We start from the raw sequence: 22,895 nt of genomic DNA on the forward strand, positions 1-22,895 counted from the left end.
TGTAGACCCAGCCGCGGAAGGCCTGCTTTCGGGCTCTGGCTTCTACCTACGAGGGTCGATACGCCTGTCTGCTGATCAGTCCTTCAAAAAGCCCTTCTCGGACAGATAGCTTTTGGCGACCGCCTGGGCACTTTCGCCGCCGATGGCGATGCGGCTGTTCAGAGCTTGCAGGGTCTTGATATCCAGCGAGGTGAAAATGGGCTCCAGGATACCGGCGATTTCAGGATGAGCCTTCAGGGTTTCCTCACGCACTATGGGCGCCGGTGCGTACACGGGTTGCACCCCCTTGTCATCTTCCATCACCACCAGCCCGACCGAGGCGATGGCGCCGTCGGTGCCGTATACCATGGCCGCATTGGTGTCATCGGTCTGCAGGGCCGCCGCCTTGATGGTGGCCGCGGTGTTGCCGCCGGCCAGCACCAGCAGCTGATCTTCGGCCAGGCTAAAGCCGTAGGTCTGCTGGAAGGCGGGCAGTACGGCCGGGCTGGACACGAATTCGGCCGAGGCGGCCAGCTTGATCTCGCCCCCCTGGGCTACATACCGGCCGAAATCGCTCATGGTATGTAACTGGTTACTATCGGCAATCTCCTGGCGTACCGCGATGGCCCAGGTGTTATTGGCGTCGGCGGGGGCCAGCCAAACAAGCTGGTGATTGTCATAGTCCAGCTGCTTGGCCAGGTCATAGCCCTGCTGGAAATCCTTCCATACCGCGTCTTCTTCCCGCTGGTGGAAGAAGGCGGCGTTACCGGTGTATTCCGGGTAGATATCGATTTCGCCGGCGGTAATGGCCTTGCGCACTATGGGGGTGCCCCCCAGCTGAACCCGGTTCTCAACCTCCAGGCCCGCATCTTCCAGGGCCAGATAGATAACATTGCCCAGCAGGCCGCCCTCGGTGTCTATCTTGGAAGACACCACTATGGGCTCTGCGGCAGCGCCCGGCTGAGCCACCACCATGGACAGGGTAAAAATGGCCGAAGCCAGCGACTTGTTCATATTGTTGTTCCTTGTCTGGAAGAATGAGTCCCGAACGAATAGGTTACTCTATGCAAAGCTGGTCTCCCGGTAAACCGTTAACCGGTATTCTCGCCTCTTGATGTTACAGGCTTAACCGGATCCGCCCTTCTTGTTGCCGCGAGCTATGCGCATCTTGAAGGGACGCCAGATCCCCCGACTGGAGAAACAGGCCCAGCCCCAGCGCAGCCAGTTCAGCAGGGAGAAGGCCAGCCACAGGGCCCAGGCCAGCATCAGCAGCCGGTAGACCAGCAGCGGCACCGATAAAACCCAGGCGGTGGGCAGCGCAGCTTCGCTGCGATCCTGATACCAGCGCAGGGTGCCGGCATGGGAGTGGTTGCCGCTGATCTGCATGTCCGGCAGCCCTAGCAGACCCTGCTGTATGGCATAGAACAGATAGCTCAGCGCTACCAGGGTCAGTGCCGCCAGGCCGATCTGTACCAGGTTGAACAGCCTGCCGGCGTCCTCGTGCTGCCAGCGCCCGCGCAGGCCAAGGGCCAGCAACCAGGCCACCACCATCAGCGCCATCCACAGGGGAACCTGGGTCAGCCCTATGCCCAGCAACAGCCAGTGATGGAAGCGCAGCGGGGTGAAGGGCAACCGGCTCAGGGCCAGGGCCAGCAGCAGGGTGATGGCCAGCAGGCTCCAGAACAGCACCGCCGGTCCCAGCCTGGGTCCCATGGCAAACAGCACCCAGCGATCCCGGCCCAGCACCAGCTCTATGCTGTTGTTGACACTGGCGCTGTTGAGTCCGACCCGAGGTGTGGTGAACAACGACCCTATGCCGTCGTTATGGCGCCAGGCCAGCTCCAGGGTCTGGGCGCCCGGGGTCAGCGGAAAGGTCAGGGTGCGGCCCTGCAGGCGGATGGGCTGAACCCTGCCGTTGATGGTGACCGTCTGCAGGCTGACTTTGTCGGGCAGTTGCAGGCTGTGCTGGCCGCCCTGGCTGCTGCGCAGATGGAGTCGCAGGCTGGCATCAACCGCGCGTTTGCCGGGCCGCACCTGCAGCCAGGTGCTGTCGATGGTCAGGGTTTGGCCCTCCACCCCCTCGGGCCGACTGATATTCAGCTCGACCCTCTCCCCGGGCCAGGGACGCCATTCCGGCAGCCAGTTGCCGCCCGCATCCTGATGGTGGACCACGGGAATGCCGCTGCTTTCCAGGTGCCAGATCGGGCTGGTATCGACATGCCATACCTCGGTCCAGCTGCTGGTTTCCGGTGCGGTCAGGGTCAGGCTTGGGGCCTGTTCCAGGCTGGACTGCCAGTAGGCCTGCTTCTGGTTGGCGGGCAGGTTGAGCAGCACCTTGTCGCCCTGCACCCGGACACCCTCGGTAAGTACCGACTCACCGTTCAACAGCGGTATTTCCAGCAACACCGCCTGGCCTGCCGGAGAAAGGCGAACCACCCTGGTCTCTACCCGCCAGTCCAGCTCGAGCCGAAGTACCCGTTCTACCCGCACGAAGGCCGGCAGGGCGCCGGGTTCCAGTGTGGCGGGTTGGACCCCGCTGGCTTCGGGCCGGATCCGGGTCAGCTGCAGCTGGGCATCGGGTAGCCCGTTTTCATGCACCCCTTCCAGGATCCAGCCGGTGGTCTGCGCCTCCACCCGGCGGGGACGCAGCGTCAGGGGCAACTGTACACTGTCCTGTTCGGCCAGGGGGCCGCTCAGGCTGATCTGATGGATACCCGCCGGCAGCCGCAGGTAAAGTTCGCCGCCCGGGTCGCGCAGCAGACCTTCGGCACTATTGCCGTCCACCAGTACCTGGCTGGGCATCCAGTGGCGGGTTCCGGCCGGCAAGGGGACGGCGACGGCCTCCTGGGTATGAATCTCAAGTCGGATTTCGAGGCGCTGCGGGCCGGCGGCCAGGTCCATGCGCGGCACCTGGGCGCAGTCCGGCAGGCAGTCGGGTGGCGCCAGCAGCCGGGTTTTCAACTCCCTGAGCAGCCGGTCATCCGGCAGCTCCGCCCGGGCCGGGGCGGGCAGGGAGAGCAGCAGCGGGATCAGCAGTGACACAGGCAGCAGGGCAGAGAACAGGCCCTGCTGCAGATAAGGGCCGCGATCACGGGAATAGCCGAATCCGGCCATGCGCAGCACCAACAGGCCGACCAGCAGTACTCGGAGCAGGTTCAGCACCAGGTTGGCGGCCGGCGACAGCAATACCAGATGGATGCGCTGATCACGCTGTACCGGGCCGTTCCAGCCCAGATCTATGCTGCGCCATTGCCAGCCCGGCAGCCCGGGGCCGGTCTGCACCCTGGCATCGGGGTCGATTCGGGGCAGTGGTCGGGACTGGCTGAAATAGGAGGGCGAGGCCATCTCCTTGACAGCCATGTCCGTTAACTGCTGCCGCGGAGAGGCCGTCGGTGCCCTATCCTCGCTTTCCCTGGCTGCCATCGGGGTCGGTGCCCCGGGCGGAGCCGAGGTGAATACACCGGGCTGCGCCAGCTGCGGATACATGGCGATGCGCACTTCGGCCACCATAAAGGGGATGGCGATCAGCACCAGCACCAGCAGGCTGAGATTACGATAGCCGATCACCGTTTGCCGCAGGCGTCCGCCGGGCAGCACCCGCAGCAGGGCGGTGGCCGCCAGCAGGTGCAGCCAGACGAAGCGCGGGGCGCCCAGCCCGGCGGATTCATGCCAGCTCAGGGCCAGGGTGAGCAGGGCCAGCACGCCCCATTGCCAGCCCCACAGGCGGTACACGGCTACGGCGGCGATCAGCACCAGAAACAAGTCCAGCAGGGTCCAGCGCTGCAGCCAGGTATGGGGTGCATTGTCCATGCCCGAAGCGGAAAATAGCGCCCAGCCCGGGGGCAGATGCAGGCGGGTGTGCAGGCGCTGCAGGTCGGTGTCCCAGCCGGCCGCCGGCAGCGCATGGATGGGGCCCACGTAGCGGCTGTCGGCGTTCAGTTCGAGCGTGCCGCGGCGAACTTCTACCCCCACCTTGTCCGAACCCGGCTGGCGGGTAATGAAGCGGGGTTCGCCGTCGAGGGTTACCTGGCCCAGCTGCAGCTCGGGGGTGGCCTCCAGCCGCCAGCCCCGGGTCATGCTGCCGCTGATGGTATCCTGCACCGTATAGCCGCCCCCGTCGAAATCCAGCCACAGCTGGCGATCCAGGCTGAGCTTGTCGGGCTCTGGCTCCTGGTCACCGCGCCGGATAACCCTGAACTGCATGCGGTCACCCTGGGCAAGAAGGTAGGCGGGTAATGTTTGCCAGGCCTCGGGCAGCCGGGTCTGCCGGGGATCGACGGCGACCAGGTTGTCGATATCGACCAGGCGCAACTGATTGAAGGCCTGGAATGCCCAGATTTCCTGTTCCGGCCAGGGAGCAGGCACCTCGGGCAGGGCCAGGGCTGTGATATGGCCGGGGTGGCGGCTGGTCAGGGTGATGCTCCAGCGCCCGGGACGAACCTGCACCCTTAGCCGGCCGTCGGGTTCGAGTCGGGCGGGCAGGGGGCTGTCCAGTTGCAGGGGGAGCTGCTCGTCGAGCAGCACTGGGCCCAGCACCAGCTCGCGCTGCGCACCGGCCACCTCCAGATCGAGCCGGGTGATCACCCGCAGGGGGATGCGATCCTCCACCTTGCGATGCACCTGCAGGGTCAGGGTATCGCCCTGGGGCTGCCGATCCTGGGGAGAAGCCTCCCCCAGCCACAGCCGGCCATTGTCGTCCAGGTTTGCCCTGGCCACCGGGTTGTTGTTGACAGTGAGTGCCAGCAAACCTGTGGTTGTCGGTATGGTCAGGCTTTCCGGCAGCCGCTCCCACCGCCATGTCCCTTCGACCCGGTGGTCGCCCGCGGCCAGCCTGATCCTGGGGCTGCCCCTGTCGGCAGAGACCACAGCGGGTTCGCCGTTGATGGTGATCTGCTGGGGCCAGTGACGCTCGTCGCCGGGCAGCTGGACCCAGCCTTCCCGGTACAGGCGCCAGTGCTGGCTGAACTGTCCCCCTGAGTTGTTCAGGTCCAGGTTCAGCCGGGTAGGCCAGGCGCACCGGTAGTCCAGGCCCCGGTTATAAACAAAGGGGCAATGCCGTTGTTCCTCGCCGTGGAGTACCCAGTCTACCCAGGGTTGCAGCGGAGTGGGCACTTGCTCCGGATTCAGGGGCTGGGCACTGGCCGAAGCCAGCATAAGCGTGAACAGGATGAATGTGGCAATACGGCGCATGGGATCCCCTTCTTGGCACCGATCTGCGGTGGCGGCGCAGACCCTTATCAGTCCGGCGGTTTTACTCCCGGAAGCTCATAAAGCGTAGCAGGGGCCGCCACATGTGGCTTCATATGGACATTGGTGCTATCCGTGTGCGACAAGTTCTGGATACTTCCCCGCCGGGAGTCAAGCTGCATTTCTTGATGTTGTCCCGGACGATGCCAGGGTTTCCGGCGGTAAATGGCAGCGCAGCCAGCTCCCTTCGCCGGCTTGGGTCGGCGGCGACTGACGATCACAGGTGCCCGGTATGGCATGGGGGCAGCGCCCTTGAAAAGCGCAGCCCCGGGCCGGCAGACCGAGCTCCTGACCGGTACCCGCTTCGGCGGCGGGCAGCGGCGTGCCCGGAGTCAGGGTGGCGTCCAGCAACAACCGGGTATAGGGATGTAGCGGGCCCGACTGCAGTTGCCGGGTACTGCAGAGCTGCATCAGCCGGCCCTTGTACAGCACGGCGACCCTGTCGGCAAAGCGCCTGACCAGGCTGAGATCATGGGTGATGAACAGGATGCCGATATTCCTGTCTCGCTGCAGCCGGGCCAGCAGGCGCAATATGGCCGCCTGCACCGACACGTCCAGCGCCGAGGTCACCTCGTCGCACAACAGCAGCCCGGGCCTGGCCGCCAGAGCCCGGGCAATGGCGGCTCGTTGCTGTTCCCCTCCCGACAGCTGGCCCGGCAAGCGATCAAGGTAGTCGGGGTTGAGCTTCACCTCCTGCAGCAGCAGGGCGGCCCGCTCCCTGCACGCGTCTCCGCTCAGTCCAAACCAGGTCTGCAGTACCGGAGCCAGGCTCTGAAACAGGGTTAGTCGAGGATTCAGGGCGGCATCCGGGTGCTGGAAAATCAGCTGCATGCTGCGCTTCTGCTCGGGCGTCCGGGCGTCGATCTGTTCGCCGAGTACCTCGCCATTGAGCAGGCACTGTCCCGCCTGGGTCGGGTTAATGCCGGCGATGGCTTTCAGGATGGAGGACTTGCCACTGCCGGATTCGCCGATCAGGGCCAGGGTCTGTCCCCGGTACAGGCTGAAGCTGATATCGTCCACGGTATTGATGGTGGCTTGCCGACGTAACCTGTCCAGCCAGCCGGGTTGCTGATAGCGGATCGCCAGCTTCCTGACCTGCAGCAGGGGGGGATCCTGAATGGCAACCTGCTGCTTGCGCTCTTCCCCGCTATTGTGCAAATCACTTGCCTGATCCGGGAAGTGGCAGGCCACGCCGTCGTGCGCCGACAGCAGGGGCATCTGTTGCCGGCACAGCGGTTGTGTTGCCGGGCAGCGGGTCGCAAATGGACAGCCCTCGAGCCGGCCGCCGACGGCGGGCGGGGCGCCGGGGAGCTCTGGGGGCAGCCCCTGTTCCCGATACCCGGGGGAGGCGGCGAGCAGGGCCCGGGTGTAGGGATGCCGGGGGTTGGCGATCAGCGCCGTCTTGTCGGCGATTTCAACCAGATGGCCGGCGTACATGACGGCGACGCGATCGCAGAGGCTGGAAACGGCGCCCAGATCGTGGCTGATAAAGACGATGCTGGTGTCCAGCTCGTCCCGCAGTTGTTGCAGCAAATGCAGCACGTGAACCTGGGTGGTGGCGTCGAGCCCGGTGGTGGGCTCATCCATCAACAACAGCCGGGGCCTTGCCGCCAGGGCCATGGCGATCACCACCCGTTGCTGCTGACCGCCGGAGAGCTGGTGAGGATAGCGGCCCAGCAAGGCGGCTGGGGCGGGCAGCCGGACCTGCTCCAGCAAGGTAATGGCGGCGGCCCTGTGCTCGCCTCTGCCCAGGTGCAGGCGCAGCACTTCCTGCAACTGGGAGCCGATGGTCAGGTGAGGGGTCAGGGCCTGCCCTGCCTGCTGCGGGATCAGGCAGATGCCATGCTGGTGGATCAGCGCGTCCGGCTTATGCTCCCCGAGCGTGAACGGGGCACCGTTCACCCTGACCGAGCCAGAAGCCACCTGGCTGCCGCTACGCAGCATGCCCAGCATGGCCATGGCTAGGGTGCTCTTGCCACAGCCGGATTCGCCAACAATGCCGAGGATTTCCCGCGGCGCCAACGTCAGGCTGACGCCGCGCAACACAGCCCGGAAATCCCCTTTATTATCCCGGTAACCGAGCTTCAAATCTTCGATGGCCAATAATGGATCAGGCATGATATTTCCTTAATGGATAGCGGAAGACTTATCAATCCCCAGGGTCTTGGCCAGGGCATCAGAGGTCAGGTTGATGGCAATGATCAGGCTGCTGAGCGCGACGATAGGAGCGAGGACGGCCCAGGGAGCAATCGACATAAAGCCCCGGGAGTCGGCGATCATCAGGCCCCAGTCCGGTGTCGGTGGCGACACCCCGAAGCCGAGAAAGGACAGGGAACTGAATGCCAGCAGCATCCAGGACCAGCGCATGGCAATTTCCACCAGGATAACGTCTATTACATTGGGGGTGACTTCCCGCCAGAGCAGGGTGAAGTGACTGTCTCCCCGCAGGCGGGCGGCGGTGACGAAGTCCCGGCAGATCACTTCCTTGGCGGCAGTCAGCACCACCCGGATCACGGCTATACCGTAGAAAAAACCCAGGGTAACAATAAAAACCAGGGGGCCGGGGCCGGCCAGGCTGATGATCAGCAGCATGAATAACAGCCAGGGGATGGACAGCAGGGCATCGACCAGGCGCAGGGCCCACTCTTCAATCAGCCCCCCGCGGATGGCGATAAACAGGCCGGCCAGCGATCCCCAGGCGACCGCCAGCAGGGCGGCAGGAAAGGTAGTGATCATGGCCTCCCTTCCCCCCATCAGGGTCCGGCTCAGGACATCCCGGCCCATTTGATCGGTGCCGAACCAGTGCACCGCACTGGGTGGCTGCAGAATCGCCAGGCTGTCGGACGCCGCAAAATCATAGGGGATCAGCCAGGGAGCAAGCAGCATGACCAGCAGGTGCATGGCCAGCAACAGCAGGCCGATCTGGCCGGCCCGGGTACTGGTCAGGCGAGTCAGCAGGACAGGGCAGGCCGGCCTGGCAGGCAGCAATGATGTGAATGACATGGTTATCTCAACCTCGGATTGAGCAGCGCGACACTGAGATCGGCGAGCAGGTTGCAGGCGATATAAATCGCCGAGAGGGTCAGGGCACAGGCCTGTACCACGGGAATATCCCTGTCGTAGACGGCGGAGATCATCAGGGTGCCGATACCCGGGTAGTTGAATACCTGTTCGATGATGACGACCCCGCCCAGCAGCCAGGCAACCGTCATCGCCGACAGGGTGATGGTCGGCAGCACGGCGGCCGGCAATACATGGCGCAGCAGCAGGCTGGCGGTGGGGATGCGCCGGATCCGCGCCATGCGGATAAAGCCCGCCGACAGCACATCAATGGTGCTGCTGCGCATCATGCGCATCATGTGCGCCGTGCTGATCAGCGCCAGGGTCAGTGCCGGCAGCCAGGCATTGGGCAGCAGTTCTTCCAGGCCGGCATGGGCATCCGCCAGGGTAATGGCCGGAAACCAGGGTAGCCAGATGGCAAACGCCAGGGTCAGCAGGGTGGCGGTGATAAACTCGGGGATGGTCATGGCCAGCAGGGTTGCGCTGGAAACCAGATTATCCAGCCAGGAGTCCCGGCAGATGGCGGTCACCATGCCCAGCAGCAGGGCCAGCGGAATCGCCAGCAGGGCGGCGATGCCGCCCAGCAGCGCGGTGTTGGCGAGGCGGGGCAGCAGATCGTCATTTACCGGCCGGCCGCTGGAGAGCGAAAGGCCAAAGTCGCCCTCCGCCAGATGGCTGCTCCAGGCGAGAAAGCGTTCCAGCATTGGCTGACTCAGGCCAAAGTTATCCCGGCACAGGGCCAGGTTATTGTCGGTGGCATTGCGGCCCAGATAACTGGTGCAGAAATCCCCCGGCAGCGCCTCGGTAACGGTAAATACCAGGCAGGCGACAAACGCCAGGGTGAAGATGGCGTAAACCAGCCGTTTAAAGCACAGCATCAACATGGGGGTTCTCTGCAGGTTGGTAAGTGATGCCCAACAGCCGGGCCAGGGTCGGGGTGACGGCCAGCGAGTCCGCCCGGGAGATCTGTTGCACCGGTATCCCGGGCCCGGCAAAGATGGCGATGCGTTCATCCTCCGCATGATCCGGTCCCATGCCATGGGTGGATATGTATTTCGGTTTGGCGGTGGATGCGCTGTCCGCATGTTTGCTGGCGGGTTCGAAGCTGGTGTTTTTCGGGGCGACAAAGACGGCCAGCCGATCGGTGTGCGTCGTTGGCAGGTACGGCAGACTATCCAGCCTGGTGACGCCGTGGGCAGACAGCCTGGTATCGATGTCGTCCAGCTCGGCGGCACCCTGGTAGGCGACAAACAGCAGGCCGCCGTCACAGTGAGCATTCACTCCCGGGATAATATGTTCGATCACCAGCGTGGTCTCCACCAGGGCATGGCCATGGTCACTGACAATGGCCAGGTTGTACTGGCTGGCCAGCCCGCTTTCATGCAGGCGGGTCAGCAGGCAGCCAAGCTGGGCGTCGACCAGTTCCAGCGACCAGGCCACCAGCTCCCGGTCGTCACCCAGCACATGCTGGCAGTAGTCCGGGCTGTTCAGCTCCAGCAGCAGCAGATCAGGGTGCTGTTGTTCGAGAAGCTGCCAGGCTTGTTGCAGCAGACGGTGATCATTGGCGGCGACCCGCGTCAGGGACTCGGTGCTGCCGGCCAGTGGGTGTATGCCGGGAGTGTCCAGCGCCTTGGCCCGCTGGCAGCCGTCTTCCCACCAGGGGGACAGATACCAGTCGCAATCGTCGGCACTGACCAGGCCGAAGCCGACGGATGCCACGGTTTTGCCCTGTGACCTGGCCAGCCTTGCCAGGGTGGGTACCCGCACGTCGACGGCAGTGGCCGGCGAAAAATGCTGGCCATTCCACAGGTTATTGGCGTAGATGCCGTGCCGGGTGGCGTCCACACCGGTCAGCATGCCGGCCCGAGCGGGCATGGAGTTGGCGTTGGCATCGGCTCCCAGCCGCTGTACCAGGGTGCCCCCCTGGGCCAGGCCATGCAGGTGGGGCAAGCGGTGGCGATACAGGGCAAACAGGTCGGCGCCCACGCCATCGAGCAGCACCACAATCAATTTACCGGACATAAGCGTCTCCAAAACGGCAATGCGCCCCGCAGGGCGCATGGGGAAAACGGGATCAGGACTTGTCGACCAAGTGCCAGCGAATGGCGAAGTGCTCGACGGCGGGAATGGACACATTGGCCCGCATCACCCGGTTGTTGTTCAGGTGGAAGGGGATCAGGGTGCCGCCTTGCTCGGTCAGCAGGGTCTGGGCCTCCTGATAGAGGCGGGCGCGCTTGTCCTTGTCCAGCTCCTGCCGGGCCTGGGTCAGCAGTTGATCGAAGTCCGGGTTGTTGAAGGCGGATTCATTCCAGGGCGCCGAGCTGCCGAACACTTCACTCAGTACCTGATCGGCGGGGCGCTGACCCCAGGCGGTGTTGAACACGGATTTTTTCATCCAGGTGGTGTTCCAGAAATCGGAAGCGGGCACCGTATGGATGTTGACGGTAATCCCAGCCTGGGCCGCCTGGCGCTGGTAGATTTCCGACATCGGCCGAAAGTAACCATCGACGGTGCTGGTATAGAGATCCAGGGTCAGGCCATCCGGGTAACCGGCCTCTTTCAGCAGTGCCCTGGCCCCCTCGATATCCTGCTCGCAGGTCTGCTCCAGCCGGTACTGATCTCCGGCCCAGACCGGGTTGTCACAGGTGACGGTAGCGCCCCCCCTGCCGAACAGCAGCTGGACCATTTCCTGGCGATCCACGACCATGCGCAGTGCCTTCCTGACCCTCGGATCAGTCAGTGCCGGGTCATCGTTGCGGAATACGATGCCGCGCCAGTCACCGGTGGGAATGGCGTCGTAATGGAAGTTGTTGTTGCCTTCAAACATGCGTAGCTGCTGGCCGTTTACCCCGTTCCAGCCGGCCCAGTCGATCTGCCCTGCCAGCAGCGCTTGGGTGCGGGCGTTTTCATCGGCAATGGCAATCAGCTCAATGCCGTCCAGCTTGGGTTTGCCTTCCCAGTAGTCGGCAAAGGCGTCGAAGGTGGTGGTTCCCTTGGCATCGAATTTGGTCAGCCTGAAGGGGCCGGTCCCCACGCCCATCAGGGTGGGATCTTCATCAAAGCCAACCGGCACTATCTTGGCACGATAGTCCATTAACAGGATGGGCAGATCGGCATGAGCCTGGTTCAGCGTGAAAATGACCTTGCCGTCGTCCGTGCCGGTGACCTGGTCGATAATGGCCAGAGCCGCCCGGGCCGGGGCGTCACGCTGGGGATCCAGAATTCGGTTGAAGCTGTAGACCACATCTTCCGTGGTCATGGTCTGGCCATTGTGGAACTTGACGTCCGGGCGCAGCGTGAAGGTCCACACATCGGCGCTGGCATTGGCGCTCCAGCTGCTGGCCAGGGAGGCGACCGGCTGCCCCTGGTCGCCCTGGCGCACCAGCCGGTTGTACAACACCTGAACCGCATCGTAGTAACGGGTGGCGGATATGGGGTCGAGCGATTCCTTGCCGTTATATTCCAGCCAGTATGGCGTCTTTAGCACTTCGGCCTGAGCCAGGGTTGTGCCGGAAAGAAAAAGCAGTCCGGCCAGGCCGAGTTTTTTCATGTTCATGGTTAAGTACTCGCTAACAGTATCGGGTCATTGCCGGTGAGATTAACAGGGCGCCGTGACGGTTTATTGATGGCAGCGGGCCGTTTCGAGCGTTTGCAATCAGGGTTGCTAAGGGGGAGCCTTAGCAAAACCGGGTTAAGACCCGAACGACCTCCTATTTGGCGGCGCTTTCCTGTTCCAGCTCCTGTAACAGCCAGTGTCTGAATAGCCGTATCTTTTCCAGGCCGCGCTTGTGGGGGGGAATAAGCAGGTAATGGTTGCTCTGGCTGGCCATGCGGTAGGGATGGGCCAGGACAAGCTCTCGGCTGGCCAGTAATTGTCTGACCAGGGGGTAGCGTACCAGCAGCAGGCCCAGGCCCTGGAGGGCGGCGGCAATGGCCAGGCTGGAGGTACTGAACTCCATCAGCGGCGGGGTATAGCCTTGCTGGGGATCCTGTTGCTGAAACCAGTCCCGCCATCCCTCCCGGTAGCCGTAGCATCCCAGTTTCGGATAGGAAGACAGCAGGTGCAGGGGGGCATCGGCCGGGTAGTGCACCAGCAGCGCCGGACTGGCGACCACCACCCAGTTGTCGTCGGTCAGCTGCTCCGCTTCCCGATCCGGCCAGTTGCCGTAGCCGTTGATGATTTCCACATCCACCTCGCCCGGCTCGTCCGGGACGGCGTGGTTGGTTGCCAGTAGCCGCAGCTGTATGCCCGGATAGGACTGGTGGAAGCGGGCCAGCCTGGGGATCAGCCAGTGCTCGGCAAAGCTGTGCGCCACCCGCAAGGTCAGCTGGGTTTGCTGTTCGCCCCGGAACAGGTCGTCCGTGCCCTTTTTCAGGGATTCGAACAGCCAGCTGAGCAGGGGTAGGTAGGAGCGGGCCTCATCGGTCAGTTCGATGCGGCTGCCCCTGCGCAGAAACAGTTTTACTTCGAGGAAGTCCTCGAGCTGCTTGACCCGCTGGCTGATGGCGCCCTGGGTCACGCAAAGTTCCTCGGCAGCCCGGGTCAGGCTCTGGTAGCGGGCGGCGGTTTCAAAGGCCAGCAGGGCATTGAGGGGCGGTAAACGGTTGGTTTTGTAGTGCATGGCCTTTCAAACCTGGGTCATCTGATACTGACAAGACACGAGCAGCCGTCCGCGTCCGGGTTGCTCCTTGGTACCTTGTGTTGATGACGGTTTAATGACAGGGGCTTCAGCATTTCTAAGACCAAGCCGCAGAAATGATCGATGTTGCCGGTGGCACCCGGGCGCTAGAGTAGCCCCAGTTAACGGGAGCTACTTATGTTGAACCACTTCGAATTTGAGCAAGGCAGTCTGACCCTGAATTGGGATGACGGCCGGGTCACCCGGCTGGATGTACTTTGGCTGCAGGATCACGATCCTGCCGGACGGCACGACAACGGCCAGCGGCTGATCTCGGTGCTGGATCTGGACTGGCAGGCCGGGATCCATGCCGTGGATCGGCAGGGACCCGAGCTGGTGATCTGGCTGACCAATGGCCGCCAGTTGCACTATTCCCTGGCGCGGCTGAACCAGGACTGCCTGATGACTCAGCAAGACGACCGGTGCTGGTCCGGCAAGACCCTGTGGCAAGGGGATGACTTCCAGGTGCCGGCCGTCGACTGGCAGGATTATATCGGCCGTGACGATTGCCGCCACCAGGCCCTGGCCGCCGTGGCCGACAGCGGCCTGGTGCTGCTGCGGGGCGTGCCCTGCGAGCCCGGCCAGGTACTGAAGGTGATTGAGACCTTCGGCTTTGTGCGGGAAACCAACTACGGCCGCCTGTTTGACGTGAAAACGGTCGTTTCGCCCAGCAACCTGGCGTTCAGCAACCTGGGCCTGGGCCCGCATACCGACAACCCATACCGGGATCCGGTGCCCGGCATTCAGCTGCTCCACTGTCTGGCCAACGAGGTAGACGGCGGCGAGAACCTGCTGGTCGATGGTTTCCGGGCCGCCGCCCGCCTGCAGGCGGAACACCCCGAGGCCTTCGAGTTGCTGACTCGCATCCGATTGCCCTATCGATTCTCTGACAGCCAGGCCGATCTGCGCAGCCGGGTGCCCTTTATCGAAACCGACCAGGCCGGCAAGGTGCTCAAGGTGCGTTACAACAATCGCTCCATTGCTCCCTTTATGCTGCCCTTTGAAGAGCAGCGCGCCTTCTACCGGGCCTATCGGCTCTGGGCGGAAACCCTGTCCGCCCCGGAGCTGGCGCTCACCTGTCGTCTGGAGCCCGGCGACTGCCTGGTGTTTGACAATACCCGGGTGATGCACGCCCGCACCGCCTTCACCGATGGCGGTCGCCGTCACCTGCAGGGCGCCTACAGCGATCTGGATGGCCTCTATTCCTCCCTCTACCAATTAGGAGCTGCCCCATGCTGAACCAGGCCCCGACCAGGAACAACATCATCGACATGATTGAAGCCATCTTCACCCTCCATGGTGCCGATTCCTATCTGGGTGAGGAGGTGACCATGGCCCAGCATATGCTGCAGGCCGCCTGGCTGGGTGAGCAGCAGGGCGAGAGTGAGGCCGTGGTGCTGGCAGCCTTGCTGCACGATGTGGGCCACTATGCCAACAAGCTGCCGCCGGAAGTGCTGATGTCGGGCACCGACAACCGGCATCAGGAGTCGGCCGCGGCCTGGCTGGCAGGCTTCTTTCCGGCCGATATCATCGAGCCCATCCGGCTGCATGTAGCTGCCAAGCGCTACCTGGTGACGGTGGATCCGGGTTACCGGGCGCAGCTGTCACAGGCATCGATCGACTCGCTGGCCCTGCAGGGCGGCGATATGTCGGCGGAAGAGGTAAGCGAGATGGAAGCCAGTCCCTATCTGGACCTGGCCATCCGGGTGCGGCGGCTGGATGACCAGGGGAAGGATCCTGAGCTCGCCACGCCGGACTTCGGCTACTTCAAGGCCAGGCTTGCCCGCTGGTTACTCCCCTAGCTGGGGCTGTTTTCGAGGAACCGGCCGCGAGTCGGTTCCGCATTTCGAGCCATGACCGGATACCGTCATCGGTGACCCGGCGCAGATATGGAGGCCGGTGAGTCGACCGGGTAGACCCCACAGGGTGGTTTTTATTACCATATATGCCAGTAAAACCATCTTTATATGTCGAAAAAATAACTAATGACAGGCATAAATGTGCCGTTCGTTACAAAATTCCACTTGTTTGGTTTTTTTATAGCCAGTTCTGCTATAGAGTCGCGGTGTTTTTAGAGTATGAGATGGACTCTGACCCATAAAGGATGACTATGAACCAAACACAACCCCTCTTACTGCGGGTGGCCAACAGCGGCAGCCTGGTATCCCAAATCCTGATCGGCATTATCGCCGGTGTCCTGCTGGCCAGCCTGTTCCCCGCGACCGCCAGCTCCGTCGGCCTGTTGGGCAGCCTGTTCGTCAGTGCCCTCAAGGCGGTGGCGCCCGTGCTGGTGTTCGTGCTGGTGGCTTCGTCCATTGCCAATCACAAGAAAGGCAATCAGTCCAATATCCGCCCCATTCTGTCCTTGTACCTGCTGGGGACCTTTGCCGCAGCCCTGACCGCCGTGGTGATGAGCTTTGCCTTTCCCACCAACCTGGTGCTGGTGACCAATGGCGCCGAAGCCACCCCGCCCGAGGGGATCGGCGAGGTGCTGCAGACCCTGTTGTTCAAGGTGGTAGACAACCCCATCAATGCCCTGCTGACCGGTAACTTCATCGGTGTGCTGGCCTGGGCCATCGGCCTGGGGCTGGCGCTGCATCATGCCTCCGAGTCTACCAAGACGGTGTTCAACGATATTTCCAACGGGGTGTCCAGCATAGTTAAATGCGTGATCCGCCTGGCTCCGATAGGAATCTTTGGCCTGGTGGCCAGCACCATTGCCGAAACCGGTTTCGAAGCCCTGTGGGGTTACGGCCAGCTGCTGTCCGTGCTGCTCGGCTCCATGTTGATTATCGCCCTGGTGATGAACCCCTTGATCGTTTACCTCAAGACCAGGCGCAACCCCTATCCGCTGGTGTTCAAGTGCCTGCGCGAGAGTGGCGTAACCGCCTTCTTTACCCGCAGCTCCGCCGCCAATATCCCGGTGAACATGGATCTGTGCAAGCGCCTGGATCTCCATGAGGATACCTATTCGGTCTCCATCCCCCTGGGGGCGACCATCAATATGGCCGGCGCCGCCATCACCATTACCGTGCTGACCCTGGCTGCGGTCCATACCATGGGTATCCAGGTGGATATGGGTACCGCCCTGCTGTTGAGCGTGGTGGCCGCGGTCTCTGCCTGTGGTGCCTCAGGCGTGGCCGGTGGCTCCTTGCTGCTGATCCCCCTGGCTTGCAGCCTGTTCGGCATTTCCAACGAGGTGGCCATGCAGGTGGTGGCCGTGGGTTTTATCATCGGCGTACTGCAGGATTCGGCCGAAACGGCCCTGAACAGTTCCACCGACGTGCTGTTCACCGCCGCCGCCTGTCAGGCCGGCGAAGACCAGGCCTGAGCCAAAAAGAGAATTTCCCGTTAAGCAAAAGGCCGGTTGGCATTCGCCAACCGGCCTTTCTTTTCTTCTATTGTCGGTTAACCCGCGGTCATCGATTAACTTCCCATCAGCACCCCGAGGCTGAGCATGGCCATGATCATCAGAGTCAGTATGCCCAGCAGGGGACCGATAAACTTCAGCCAGGCTGCGTAGGACACCCGTCCTATCGCCAGGCCACCCATGACAATGCCGGAGGTGGGCATCACCAGATTGGGCAGGCCGGAGGCGGACTGGAAGGCGGTGACCACAAGTTCACGGCCAATGCCGCTGAAATCGGCCAGGGGCGCCAGTATCGGCATAGACAGCACGGCCAGACCGGAGGAAGAGGGTACGATCAGGCTCATCACCGCTTCTATGCCGTAAATAGCGTTGATAAAGGCGATCTGGTGCATTCCTGCCAGCAGTTCTTCGGCATAGTGGAGGATAGTATGAGTGATATTGCCGTTATCCATCACTACCACCAGGCCGCGGGCGATGGCGATGATCAAGGCCACCCCCAGCAGCTCCCGGGCACCGTCGATAAAGCTGCCGGTCAGCTCGGTTTCCGATAGCCGGCCTACCAGCCCTACCAGTATGCTGGCACCGATAAAGAGCGCCGACAACTCCGCCATCCACCAGCCACCGGCGGATACTCCCCACATCATGACTCCGAAGGTCAGCGCGAAGATGGTCAGAATCAGCTTGCGGGTCGGTGTCAGCTCGGGAGCCTGCTGCTGTTTGCCGTGCAGAAAATGCCGCTCGTTTGCTTCCCTCTGATGGGCGACCACCGAACGGGACGGATCCCGTTTCACCTTTTCTGCGTAGCGCATCACGTAGAACACGCAGGCCAGCCAGCCCAACACCAGGATCGCCAGGCGCAGACCGAAGCCGTCCATAAAGTTGATCTCGGCAGCATTGGAGGCAATCACGGTGGCGAAGGGATTGATAGTAGAGCCGAGGCAGCCGATGCCGGCACCGATCATGATAATGGCCACACCCACTACGGTGTCGTAGCCGGCGGCGATCATTACCGGGATCAGCAGCGCATAGAAGGGAATGGTTTCCTCGGCCATGCCATAGACGGTACCACCCAGGGCAAACAGTCCCATCAGCAGTGGTATCATCCATTTTTCCCGGCCCTTGAGCCGGGCCATACTGCCGTTGATGCCGGCATCGATGGCCCCGGTGCGGGTCACCACCGCCAGAAAGCCGCCGATCACCAGTACAAACAGGGCCACATCGGCGGCACGGGCCACATAGCTGGCCGGATCATAAAACCCTTGCACCGGCGCCATCAGTACCTCGACGACCCCCTGTGGGTTGGCATCAACCGGGTGATAGGAGCCCACCAGGGGGACCAGTCGTCCCAGGGCTTCGTTTTTTTCCATTTGATACTGACCGGCGGGGATTACCCAGGTCAGTGCCGCCATGACCATGGTCAGCAGGAACAGTATGGTGTAGGCGGAGGGGAATTTTATTCTGGTCATTGGTATGTCCTTATGCGTATCGGCTGTGTTACCGGCGACGAGGCGGCTGGCCCCGAGGCCCGGTATCAGGCAACCAGCTCCATGATCTCCTGCACCGATTTCCCGGCCAGGCCCATTTTTTCCAGGGTTCGCCCGCTGCAGAAATAGTCGGTTTCGTTATAGGCGTTGTTGATATGCAGGCAGGATTCGACCAGAGCTGTTTTCACTCCGGCGAGCCGGCCGAACTCGAAGCAGGGCACCAGCAGATAGGCTGCGTCCTCGGTGATATAGCGATCCTGTGCCGACTTGGGGGCGCTGTTGAGTTTGCCGTGGGTTTCCGAGGTGCGGTTCAGCTCATAGACACTGTCGGCGCTCAGACCATACAGGCTGTTCATGGCTTCCAGTTCGGGCTTCAGGGTCAGGCCCAGGGCTCGGCCCACCGCCAGCCGTTCCTGTTCCATCACCGCTGCAGCCCGGGCGGTAGCGAGCGAACAGCAATCTTTGTAGTAGTTGAATTGACCATCGAAGTTTTCCAGCAGGCCCATGTTGAGAGTGGTTAGTAGCGGATGGCCGCCAAAATTGATGTTTTCCAGACCGGCGGCAATCACGTTGTCCAGGGCGGTCAGCGGCAATGGCATCAGCAGCTGCAAGCGGTTAATGGTTTCTTGGGTTCGACTGGCGGGCAAGGCGGCCACCGGCAGTTGCTGTTTCATGCCGAGAATAGCCAGTTGGGCCGGGCCGACGATGCGGGTAGCCCAAGGGATGGAAATGGCATCGACCAGGGTGACATCCAGCGCCTGATAGCCAGCTTCCAGCCTGATGCGGTTAAATACCAGGGAGCCGTAATTGCCCGGCATCAGCAGCAGGATCTGACCATCGCGCAGGTGTGGCAGCATGGCCCTGAACAAGGGTTCCTGAGCGAAGGAAGGCACCGGCAGCACCAGCACATCGGCGAAGGCTACTGCCTCGGCCAGATCGCGACTCAGGGTATCGATGGCCTGGGTGCCGGCGAACTCCAGGGGCACTCCATTATATTCCGCCAGCGCCTGAATACCGCCGTGCCGGGCAATGTCGTCCAGTGGTTGATCGAAGCCGGGAGCGCCATATAGACAGACCCGGGTGCCCAGCAGGGAAAAATGATAGGCGGCGGTCAGGCCGGCATTGCCTGAGCCGATAACAGAGACACGAGATAACATGGTATTTCCTCTGGCGATGAATGACTGATGGCGCCAGACTAGGAAAAACCGCGAGCGCAGAATAATGCACAGCTCTTCTCAAAGCATGCAGAAAAGACATACTTCAGCGGGTGTCGGTATGTAATTGTTTGATGATTAAGATGTTAACTTTATGATGCTTGCTGCTTCCGTCAAAGAAGAAGTGTGATGTGTATCACTTTGGTTCGGAGAGATCCCGCATCGGTCCCATATTCAGCACTATGTCCATGTCTGCGGCCAACTCGATAAAGTGATCGATAAAGCGCTGGGCGTGACGATTGAGTGGGCGCAGCGCCGGATAGAGAATTTCAAATTCGAACGGCAGCGAAAAGGCCAGAGGCCGTTCGATGACCTCACTATGTTCGCTGGCAAGGCGGGCGGTAAAGGGGTCTGTAATTGCCATACCCAGCCCTTCGCCTACCAGGGTTGCCGCCGTGGTGGCCAACGAGACTTCTATCTGTTCGGTCATATTTAGCTGGTAGCGACGCAACAGGGCGTCGATCAAGCGCTGACTAACATCATTTTCGTGGCGGATCAGCGGCAGCTCGGCCAGATCATCCACATCGATATGTGGCTTTTCTGACAACGGCGAACAGGCGGGCAGCAGGCACACCGACTCGCATTTCACCCGCCGGGCCCTGACCCCGGCCAGTGGCTCATCGATAAAGGCAAAGCCGATGTCGGTGGTCTGGCTCTGCACCCTGTGCACGACTTCCTCCGAACGGTAAGTCTTCAGTGCCACCTTCATCTGCGGCGCCTGACGCAGAAAGCGGGCCAGGGTACGCGGCAGGAAGACGCTTGAGAGCAGCGGCATGGCGGCAATATTGAGGCGGCCGAAGCGATGGGCACGAATGGAGGCAGCGGCCTGATCGAGCCCGGAAACGGCTTCGAAGGCCCGGGCCACCTCCAGGTAAAAGGCCTCGCCATCATCGCTAAGCTGCAGCCGGTTACCCTTGCGGATAAACAGCTGAAACCCCAGCCGCTGCTCGAGCGAGGACAACAACCGGCTGACCGCCGGCTGGCTGAGGTTTAGCCGTTCGGCGGCGGCGGTGACCGTCTGACATTCAACAATGGCTTTGAAGGCATTGAGCTGGGAAAGTTTCATAAGGCGTTGGTCATTATCCTAGTAGAGCCGGACCGGACGGCACGCCGCCTTCCAGGGAAAGACAGCTTATCAGACTCGTGGGCTGTCAAAAAACGATTGCCACGACCGCTTGCGCAACCGGATATGGCTCATTCCCGACTTCTGGCAGCCGCCTGCTGTTTTACTGCCGCCGGCAGCTGCCTGAAGCGGTCGCCCAGGATCAGTTCCAGCTGACGTAGCCGGCGTTGCAGTTCCGCCTTTTGTGGTGCTTCCACCGTTTCCAGCAATTCATGAAGCGCCAGGTATTCCTTGCGTGCTTCCAGCTCCGGTGGCAGGAAGCCGCCGTTCTTCAGCAATCGATAACCGGCGCGCAGCTGTTCGGGGACCTGGCTGTCGTCCTCCAGCTGCTGCGGCTTGCCCTCCCCGGGCAGGTTATCCAGCTGGCCTTCCCGGCGGGCCTTGTCGATGGCCTGCTCGGCCAGCTTGTCGATTAACCACATCTTGCCTCCTGTCCGTGGCGGGACATATTACCTGCCTATCCGCCGAAAAAGAAAAACCAGAACGGCACTGGCGCCACGGCCAGGGCAATCAGAATAATAAAACCATAAAAGGGAATCAGCCTGCTCATGCCCACCACCAGGCCGATGCCGCCGCCGCCGCCAATCAGGGTATTACCCGGCAGGTTGAGGGCGGCGGCAATGGTCAGGTAGCGGTATTTCAGCAGCAGCGGTGCTATGCCGGCGGGGAGCTTGTCGCCGAGCAGGGCCAGCCGCTGCTGCCGATTCAGGGGCGCAAGTCGGCTGACCAGATCGGCGGCCCGGTACAGGCGCAGCCAGTGCAGCAGGCGGTGGATCAAGGGAGCAGGAATAAGTCGCCCGATCAGGAAGCTGAGCGACAAGGCAGCCAGGGTGCACAGGTAGACCAGCAGGGCGCCCTTGCTGCCCAGCATCATCATCAGCGCCAGACCGATTTCTATGCCGGGCATAAAGGGAATGGCCATCAGCAGAATATAGAGGCAAGCCGCCGTCAGCACCATAATGCTGAGCAGGGCATCGTGCCGGGGAAACAGCTGCAGGTTGAACTGGCGGGACAGCCAGTTGCCGGCCATATTCAGTGCTATGATGATGCCGATCAGCAGGGCCAGCCTGAGATAGCGGATCAGTCTGGGAGTGTCGGCCGGATGGTGCTGTGAGTCATTCATATGCAGTCCTGGCCTTGCCTTATTGTTTCAGAGTGCCCCTGAACCAGTATTCACGGCGGGTATTCCAGTACCAGCGCTCCTTGGTCCAGACGAAACTGACCTCGGCGGTGTCGCCATCGATCACTCCCTGCCAGCTGATGGTGCCGTGGGTCGGACTCTCGGTGACGGCCTTGAAGTGAATGGTGTCGTCCACCCGATTGGCCGAGTACCCGCTGCTCTTGAAGTTATAAGGGGCGCAGGAAACCGAGGTGAACAGGCCGTTCCTAAAGGTGATTTCCTCGCGTTCGTCGGGATCAAGGGGCTTGCCTGCCTCGCCATTGAGGCCGACAAAGCTCATGCCGTCCAGCAGCCCGGCCTGCACGCCGTTCGGCGCCATCGCCAGCAGGGCGATGAGCAGGCAATTCCGCAGTGAGGTGTGCATCAGGGTCTCCGGGGAACCGTGTTATTCACAGTGTGCGCTCACTTACCATTCTAGCAGCCTGGTGGTATGACCGAAGGCCATAATATCCTAGTCTGCTGTCTGGTTGTCCCGGCTCAGCTTGAGGTAGACCCCCAGGCCGCCGAGCATGGCCACCGCCGCCATCAGCATCCACACCGCATTGATCAGCTGGTCGCCGCCATTGCCGTCGAGCAACGACTTGAACATCAACAGCAGGGCCTCGATAGACACCGCAATGATGATGGCCGCCATGAAGCGGGAGATGGTGCGCCGGGTCGAATCGTGGTGGTGGATGTCCTTGTTTACCAACACCTCTTCCTCGAGGATGGTCTTGCCCAGGTCGAAGATCGACATCCCCAGGGTGATCAGGATAACGGTACCGAAGGCCCCGGTCGCGATATTGCTGTTGGCATCAAACACCGACATCAGGGATTCGAATGCCGAGTACAGCAGCAGGGCCGCGACCAGGATCAGCAGGCCACCGATCAGCCCGTAGATCCACTGGAAATAGTGGTGGCACCGAAAGCGCATCTCATCGCCGTTGAGGTAGGAAATCAGACGTCGCAGGTTGAAGTTGATCACCAGATAACCAAGATCACGGCCCTGTTCATCCACCAGATGCCGCACCACCGAGATTGCCAGCTGGTGGGTGGCGTTCGACAGGTAGGGGCTGGTGACCACAACGGCATTGGCACTCTGTTTCGCGGCCAGCATATAGGGCCGCCGGCTGCGGTCGCTGCCCTTGCCCGGCGAGCGGCGCTTGCGTTCACTCATGGTGGGGCTGTAGGCCGAATCCATCAACTGGATACCGTCGCTGTCCAGGCTGTAGAGCAGTTCGACGAAGGGGTAAGCCCGGCTGAGGTAGTCGATGCTCTGCTGCTGGGCCTGACTGCTCTGCTGCAGCTCCGGCCCGTTCAGGCTGGTCATGATCGACTCCATCAGGCTGTGGATGACGGACTGGTATTGCTGGTACTGTTCCAGCAGGCGGAAATGGTTGTGTGTGCTCACGGCTGAAAGTTTCTCTGGGTCACTGGGGTTAATGGTAGAGAGCACGACTGTAGCGCAACTGGATGACAGTATTCGATAGCGGGACCGGATTATTGCCCGGGATGTGATCTCGCGACGGTCAGGGTAAAGGCCTGTGCCATACCGGCATTTACCCAGGAAGCGCAATGCC

Annotated in this window: 18 protein-coding genes; 3 read left to right on the forward strand and 15 right to left on the reverse strand. The window is 62.0% G+C overall.

Annotated elements, in window-relative coordinates; all coding sequences use genetic code 11:
* Nucleotides 1–75: 75 nt before the first annotated feature.
* From osmF to DCS96_RS16400, 8 genes are all read right to left on the reverse strand, one after another.
* Nucleotides 76–993 carry a glycine betaine ABC transporter substrate-binding protein OsmF gene (gene osmF, locus DCS96_RS16365; RefSeq protein WP_116475482.1) on the reverse strand — a complete coding sequence of 306 codons (918 nt, stop codon included), beginning with the start codon at nt 991–993 and terminating at the stop codon, nt 76–78.
* Between the two features lie 111 nt (nt 994–1,104).
* Nucleotides 1,105–5,169, reverse strand: coding sequence for a hypothetical protein (locus DCS96_RS16370; protein ID WP_116475483.1), 4,065 nt, complete (start codon nt 5,167–5,169; stop codon nt 1,105–1,107).
* A gap of 168 nt (nt 5,170–5,337) precedes the next feature.
* A complete protein-coding gene (locus DCS96_RS16375) occupies nt 5,338–7,344 on the reverse strand; it encodes a dipeptide ABC transporter ATP-binding protein (RefSeq protein WP_116475484.1) in 2,007 nt (668 codons plus the stop codon).
* Nucleotides 7,345–7,353: 9 nt separating this feature from the next.
* Complete coding sequence (locus DCS96_RS16380; RefSeq protein WP_116475485.1) at nt 7,354–8,229, reverse strand: ABC transporter permease; 876 nt, start codon at nt 8,227–8,229, stop codon at nt 7,354–7,356.
* Between the two features lie 2 nt (nt 8,230–8,231).
* Nucleotides 8,232–9,170, reverse strand: a complete 939-nt coding sequence (locus DCS96_RS16385) for an ABC transporter permease (RefSeq protein WP_116475486.1) — start codon at nt 9,168–9,170, stop codon at nt 8,232–8,234.
* Entirely contained in the window at nt 9,151–10,308 is a 1,158-nt protein-coding gene (locus tag DCS96_RS16390; protein ID WP_157953650.1) for an alkaline phosphatase family protein, read from the reverse strand. The genes DCS96_RS16385 and DCS96_RS16390 overlap by 20 nt, the downstream gene beginning before the upstream one ends.
* Before the next feature lie 52 nt (nt 10,309–10,360).
* The gene (locus DCS96_RS16395; RefSeq protein WP_116475488.1) at nt 10,361–11,842 is read right to left on the reverse strand and encodes an ABC transporter substrate-binding protein; all 1,482 of its coding nucleotides are present in this window, start codon (nt 11,840–11,842) and stop codon (nt 10,361–10,363) included.
* A 154-nt stretch (nt 11,843–11,996) separates the two neighbouring features.
* On the reverse strand, nt 11,997–12,908 hold the full coding sequence (locus tag DCS96_RS16400; protein ID WP_116475489.1) for a LysR substrate-binding domain-containing protein: 912 nt from the start codon (nt 12,906–12,908) through the stop codon (nt 11,997–11,999).
* Between the two features lie 195 nt (nt 12,909–13,103).
* Here DCS96_RS16400 and DCS96_RS16405 point away from each other — a divergent pair, with 195 nt between their 5' ends.
* The 3 genes from DCS96_RS16405 (at nt 13,104) to sstT (ending at nt 16,296) form a co-directional block, all read left to right on the forward strand.
* The gene (locus tag DCS96_RS16405; protein WP_116475490.1) at nt 13,104–14,204 is read left to right on the forward strand and encodes a TauD/TfdA family dioxygenase; all 1,101 of its coding nucleotides are present in this window, start codon (nt 13,104–13,106) and stop codon (nt 14,202–14,204) included.
* Nucleotides 14,198–14,767: an HD domain-containing protein gene (locus DCS96_RS16410; protein ID WP_116475491.1), complete on the forward strand. Its 570-nt coding sequence runs from the start codon at nt 14,198–14,200 to the stop codon at nt 14,765–14,767. Before DCS96_RS16405 ends, DCS96_RS16410 begins: the two co-directional genes overlap by 7 nt.
* 308 nt (nt 14,768–15,075) lie before the next feature.
* Nucleotides 15,076–16,296 (forward strand): serine/threonine transporter SstT, encoded by a 1,221-nt coding sequence (sstT, locus tag DCS96_RS16415; protein WP_116475492.1) that lies wholly within the window; start codon nt 15,076–15,078, stop codon nt 16,294–16,296.
* 95 nt (nt 16,297–16,391) lie between these two features.
* Here sstT and DCS96_RS16420 read toward each other — a convergent pair whose 3' ends face one another.
* From DCS96_RS16420 to DCS96_RS16450, 7 genes are all read right to left on the reverse strand, one after another.
* Nucleotides 16,392–17,801, reverse strand: coding sequence for a YfcC family protein (locus tag DCS96_RS16420; protein ID WP_116475493.1), 1,410 nt, complete (start codon nt 17,799–17,801; stop codon nt 16,392–16,394).
* A 65-nt stretch (nt 17,802–17,866) separates the two neighbouring features.
* A complete protein-coding gene (locus DCS96_RS16425) occupies nt 17,867–18,976 on the reverse strand; it encodes an NAD/NADP-dependent octopine/nopaline dehydrogenase family protein (protein ID WP_116475494.1) in 1,110 nt (369 codons plus the stop codon).
* Nucleotides 18,977–19,169: 193 nt separating this feature from the next.
* Nucleotides 19,170–20,099, reverse strand: a complete 930-nt coding sequence (locus DCS96_RS16430) for a LysR family transcriptional regulator (protein ID WP_116475495.1) — start codon at nt 20,097–20,099, stop codon at nt 19,170–19,172.
* Nucleotides 20,100–20,227: 128 nt separating this feature from the next.
* Nucleotides 20,228–20,578, reverse strand: coding sequence for a DnaJ family domain-containing protein (locus DCS96_RS16435; protein ID WP_116475496.1), 351 nt, complete (start codon nt 20,576–20,578; stop codon nt 20,228–20,230).
* A gap of 35 nt (nt 20,579–20,613) precedes the next feature.
* Nucleotides 20,614–21,279 (reverse strand): hypothetical protein, encoded by a 666-nt coding sequence (locus DCS96_RS16440; protein ID WP_116475497.1) that lies wholly within the window; start codon nt 21,277–21,279, stop codon nt 20,614–20,616.
* 19 nt (nt 21,280–21,298) lie between these two features.
* Complete coding sequence (locus DCS96_RS16445; protein ID WP_116475498.1) at nt 21,299–21,700, reverse strand: hypothetical protein; 402 nt, start codon at nt 21,698–21,700, stop codon at nt 21,299–21,301.
* Nucleotides 21,701–21,787: 87 nt separating this feature from the next.
* A complete protein-coding gene (locus DCS96_RS16450) occupies nt 21,788–22,726 on the reverse strand; it encodes a PDC sensor domain-containing protein (RefSeq protein ID WP_116475499.1) in 939 nt (312 codons plus the stop codon).
* Nucleotides 22,727–22,895 lie beyond the last annotated feature (169 nt).

Source organism: Zobellella maritima (assembly GCF_003075035.1).
GTDB classification, from domain to species: Bacteria; Pseudomonadota; Gammaproteobacteria; order Enterobacterales; family Aeromonadaceae; genus Oceanimonas; species Oceanimonas maritima.

Coding starts and splice junctions, on each gene's coding strand:
- DCS96_RS16410 (WP_116475491.1), top strand. CDS start 14,198: ATGCTGAACCAGGCCCCGACCAGGAACAACATCATCGACATGATTGAA.
- DCS96_RS16420 (WP_116475493.1), bottom strand. CDS start 17,801: ATGACCAGAATAAAATTCCCCTCCGCCTACACCATACTGTTCCTGCTG.
- DCS96_RS16400 (WP_116475489.1), bottom strand. CDS start 12,908: ATGCACTACAAAACCAACCGTTTACCGCCCCTCAATGCCCTGCTGGCC.
- DCS96_RS16395 (WP_116475488.1), bottom strand. CDS start 11,842: ATGAACATGAAAAAACTCGGCCTGGCCGGACTGCTTTTTCTTTCCGGC.
- DCS96_RS16385 (WP_116475486.1), bottom strand. CDS start 9,170: ATGTTGATGCTGTGCTTTAAACGGCTGGTTTACGCCATCTTCACCCTG.
- DCS96_RS16390 (WP_157953650.1), bottom strand. CDS start 10,308: ATGTCCGGTAAATTGATTGTGGTGCTGCTCGATGGCGTGGGCGCCGAC.
- DCS96_RS16405 (WP_116475490.1), top strand. CDS start 13,104: ATGTTGAACCACTTCGAATTTGAGCAAGGCAGTCTGACCCTGAATTGG.
- DCS96_RS16375 (WP_116475484.1), bottom strand. CDS start 7,344: ATGCCTGATCCATTATTGGCCATCGAAGATTTGAAGCTCGGTTACCGG.
- DCS96_RS16380 (WP_116475485.1), bottom strand. CDS start 8,229: ATGTCATTCACATCATTGCTGCCTGCCAGGCCGGCCTGCCCTGTCCTG.
- osmF (WP_116475482.1), bottom strand. CDS start 993: ATGAACAAGTCGCTGGCTTCGGCCATTTTTACCCTGTCCATGGTGGTG.
- DCS96_RS16370 (WP_116475483.1), bottom strand. CDS start 5,169: ATGCGCCGTATTGCCACATTCATCCTGTTCACGCTTATGCTGGCTTCG.
- DCS96_RS16430 (WP_116475495.1), bottom strand. CDS start 20,099: ATGAAACTTTCCCAGCTCAATGCCTTCAAAGCCATTGTTGAATGTCAG.
- DCS96_RS16435 (WP_116475496.1), bottom strand. CDS start 20,578: ATGTGGTTAATCGACAAGCTGGCCGAGCAGGCCATCGACAAGGCCCGC.
- sstT (WP_116475492.1), top strand. CDS start 15,076: ATGAACCAAACACAACCCCTCTTACTGCGGGTGGCCAACAGCGGCAGC.
- DCS96_RS16425 (WP_116475494.1), bottom strand. CDS start 18,976: ATGTTATCTCGTGTCTCTGTTATCGGCTCAGGCAATGCCGGCCTGACC.
- DCS96_RS16445 (WP_116475498.1), bottom strand. CDS start 21,700: ATGCACACCTCACTGCGGAATTGCCTGCTCATCGCCCTGCTGGCGATG.
- DCS96_RS16440 (WP_116475497.1), bottom strand. CDS start 21,279: ATGAATGACTCACAGCACCATCCGGCCGACACTCCCAGACTGATCCGC.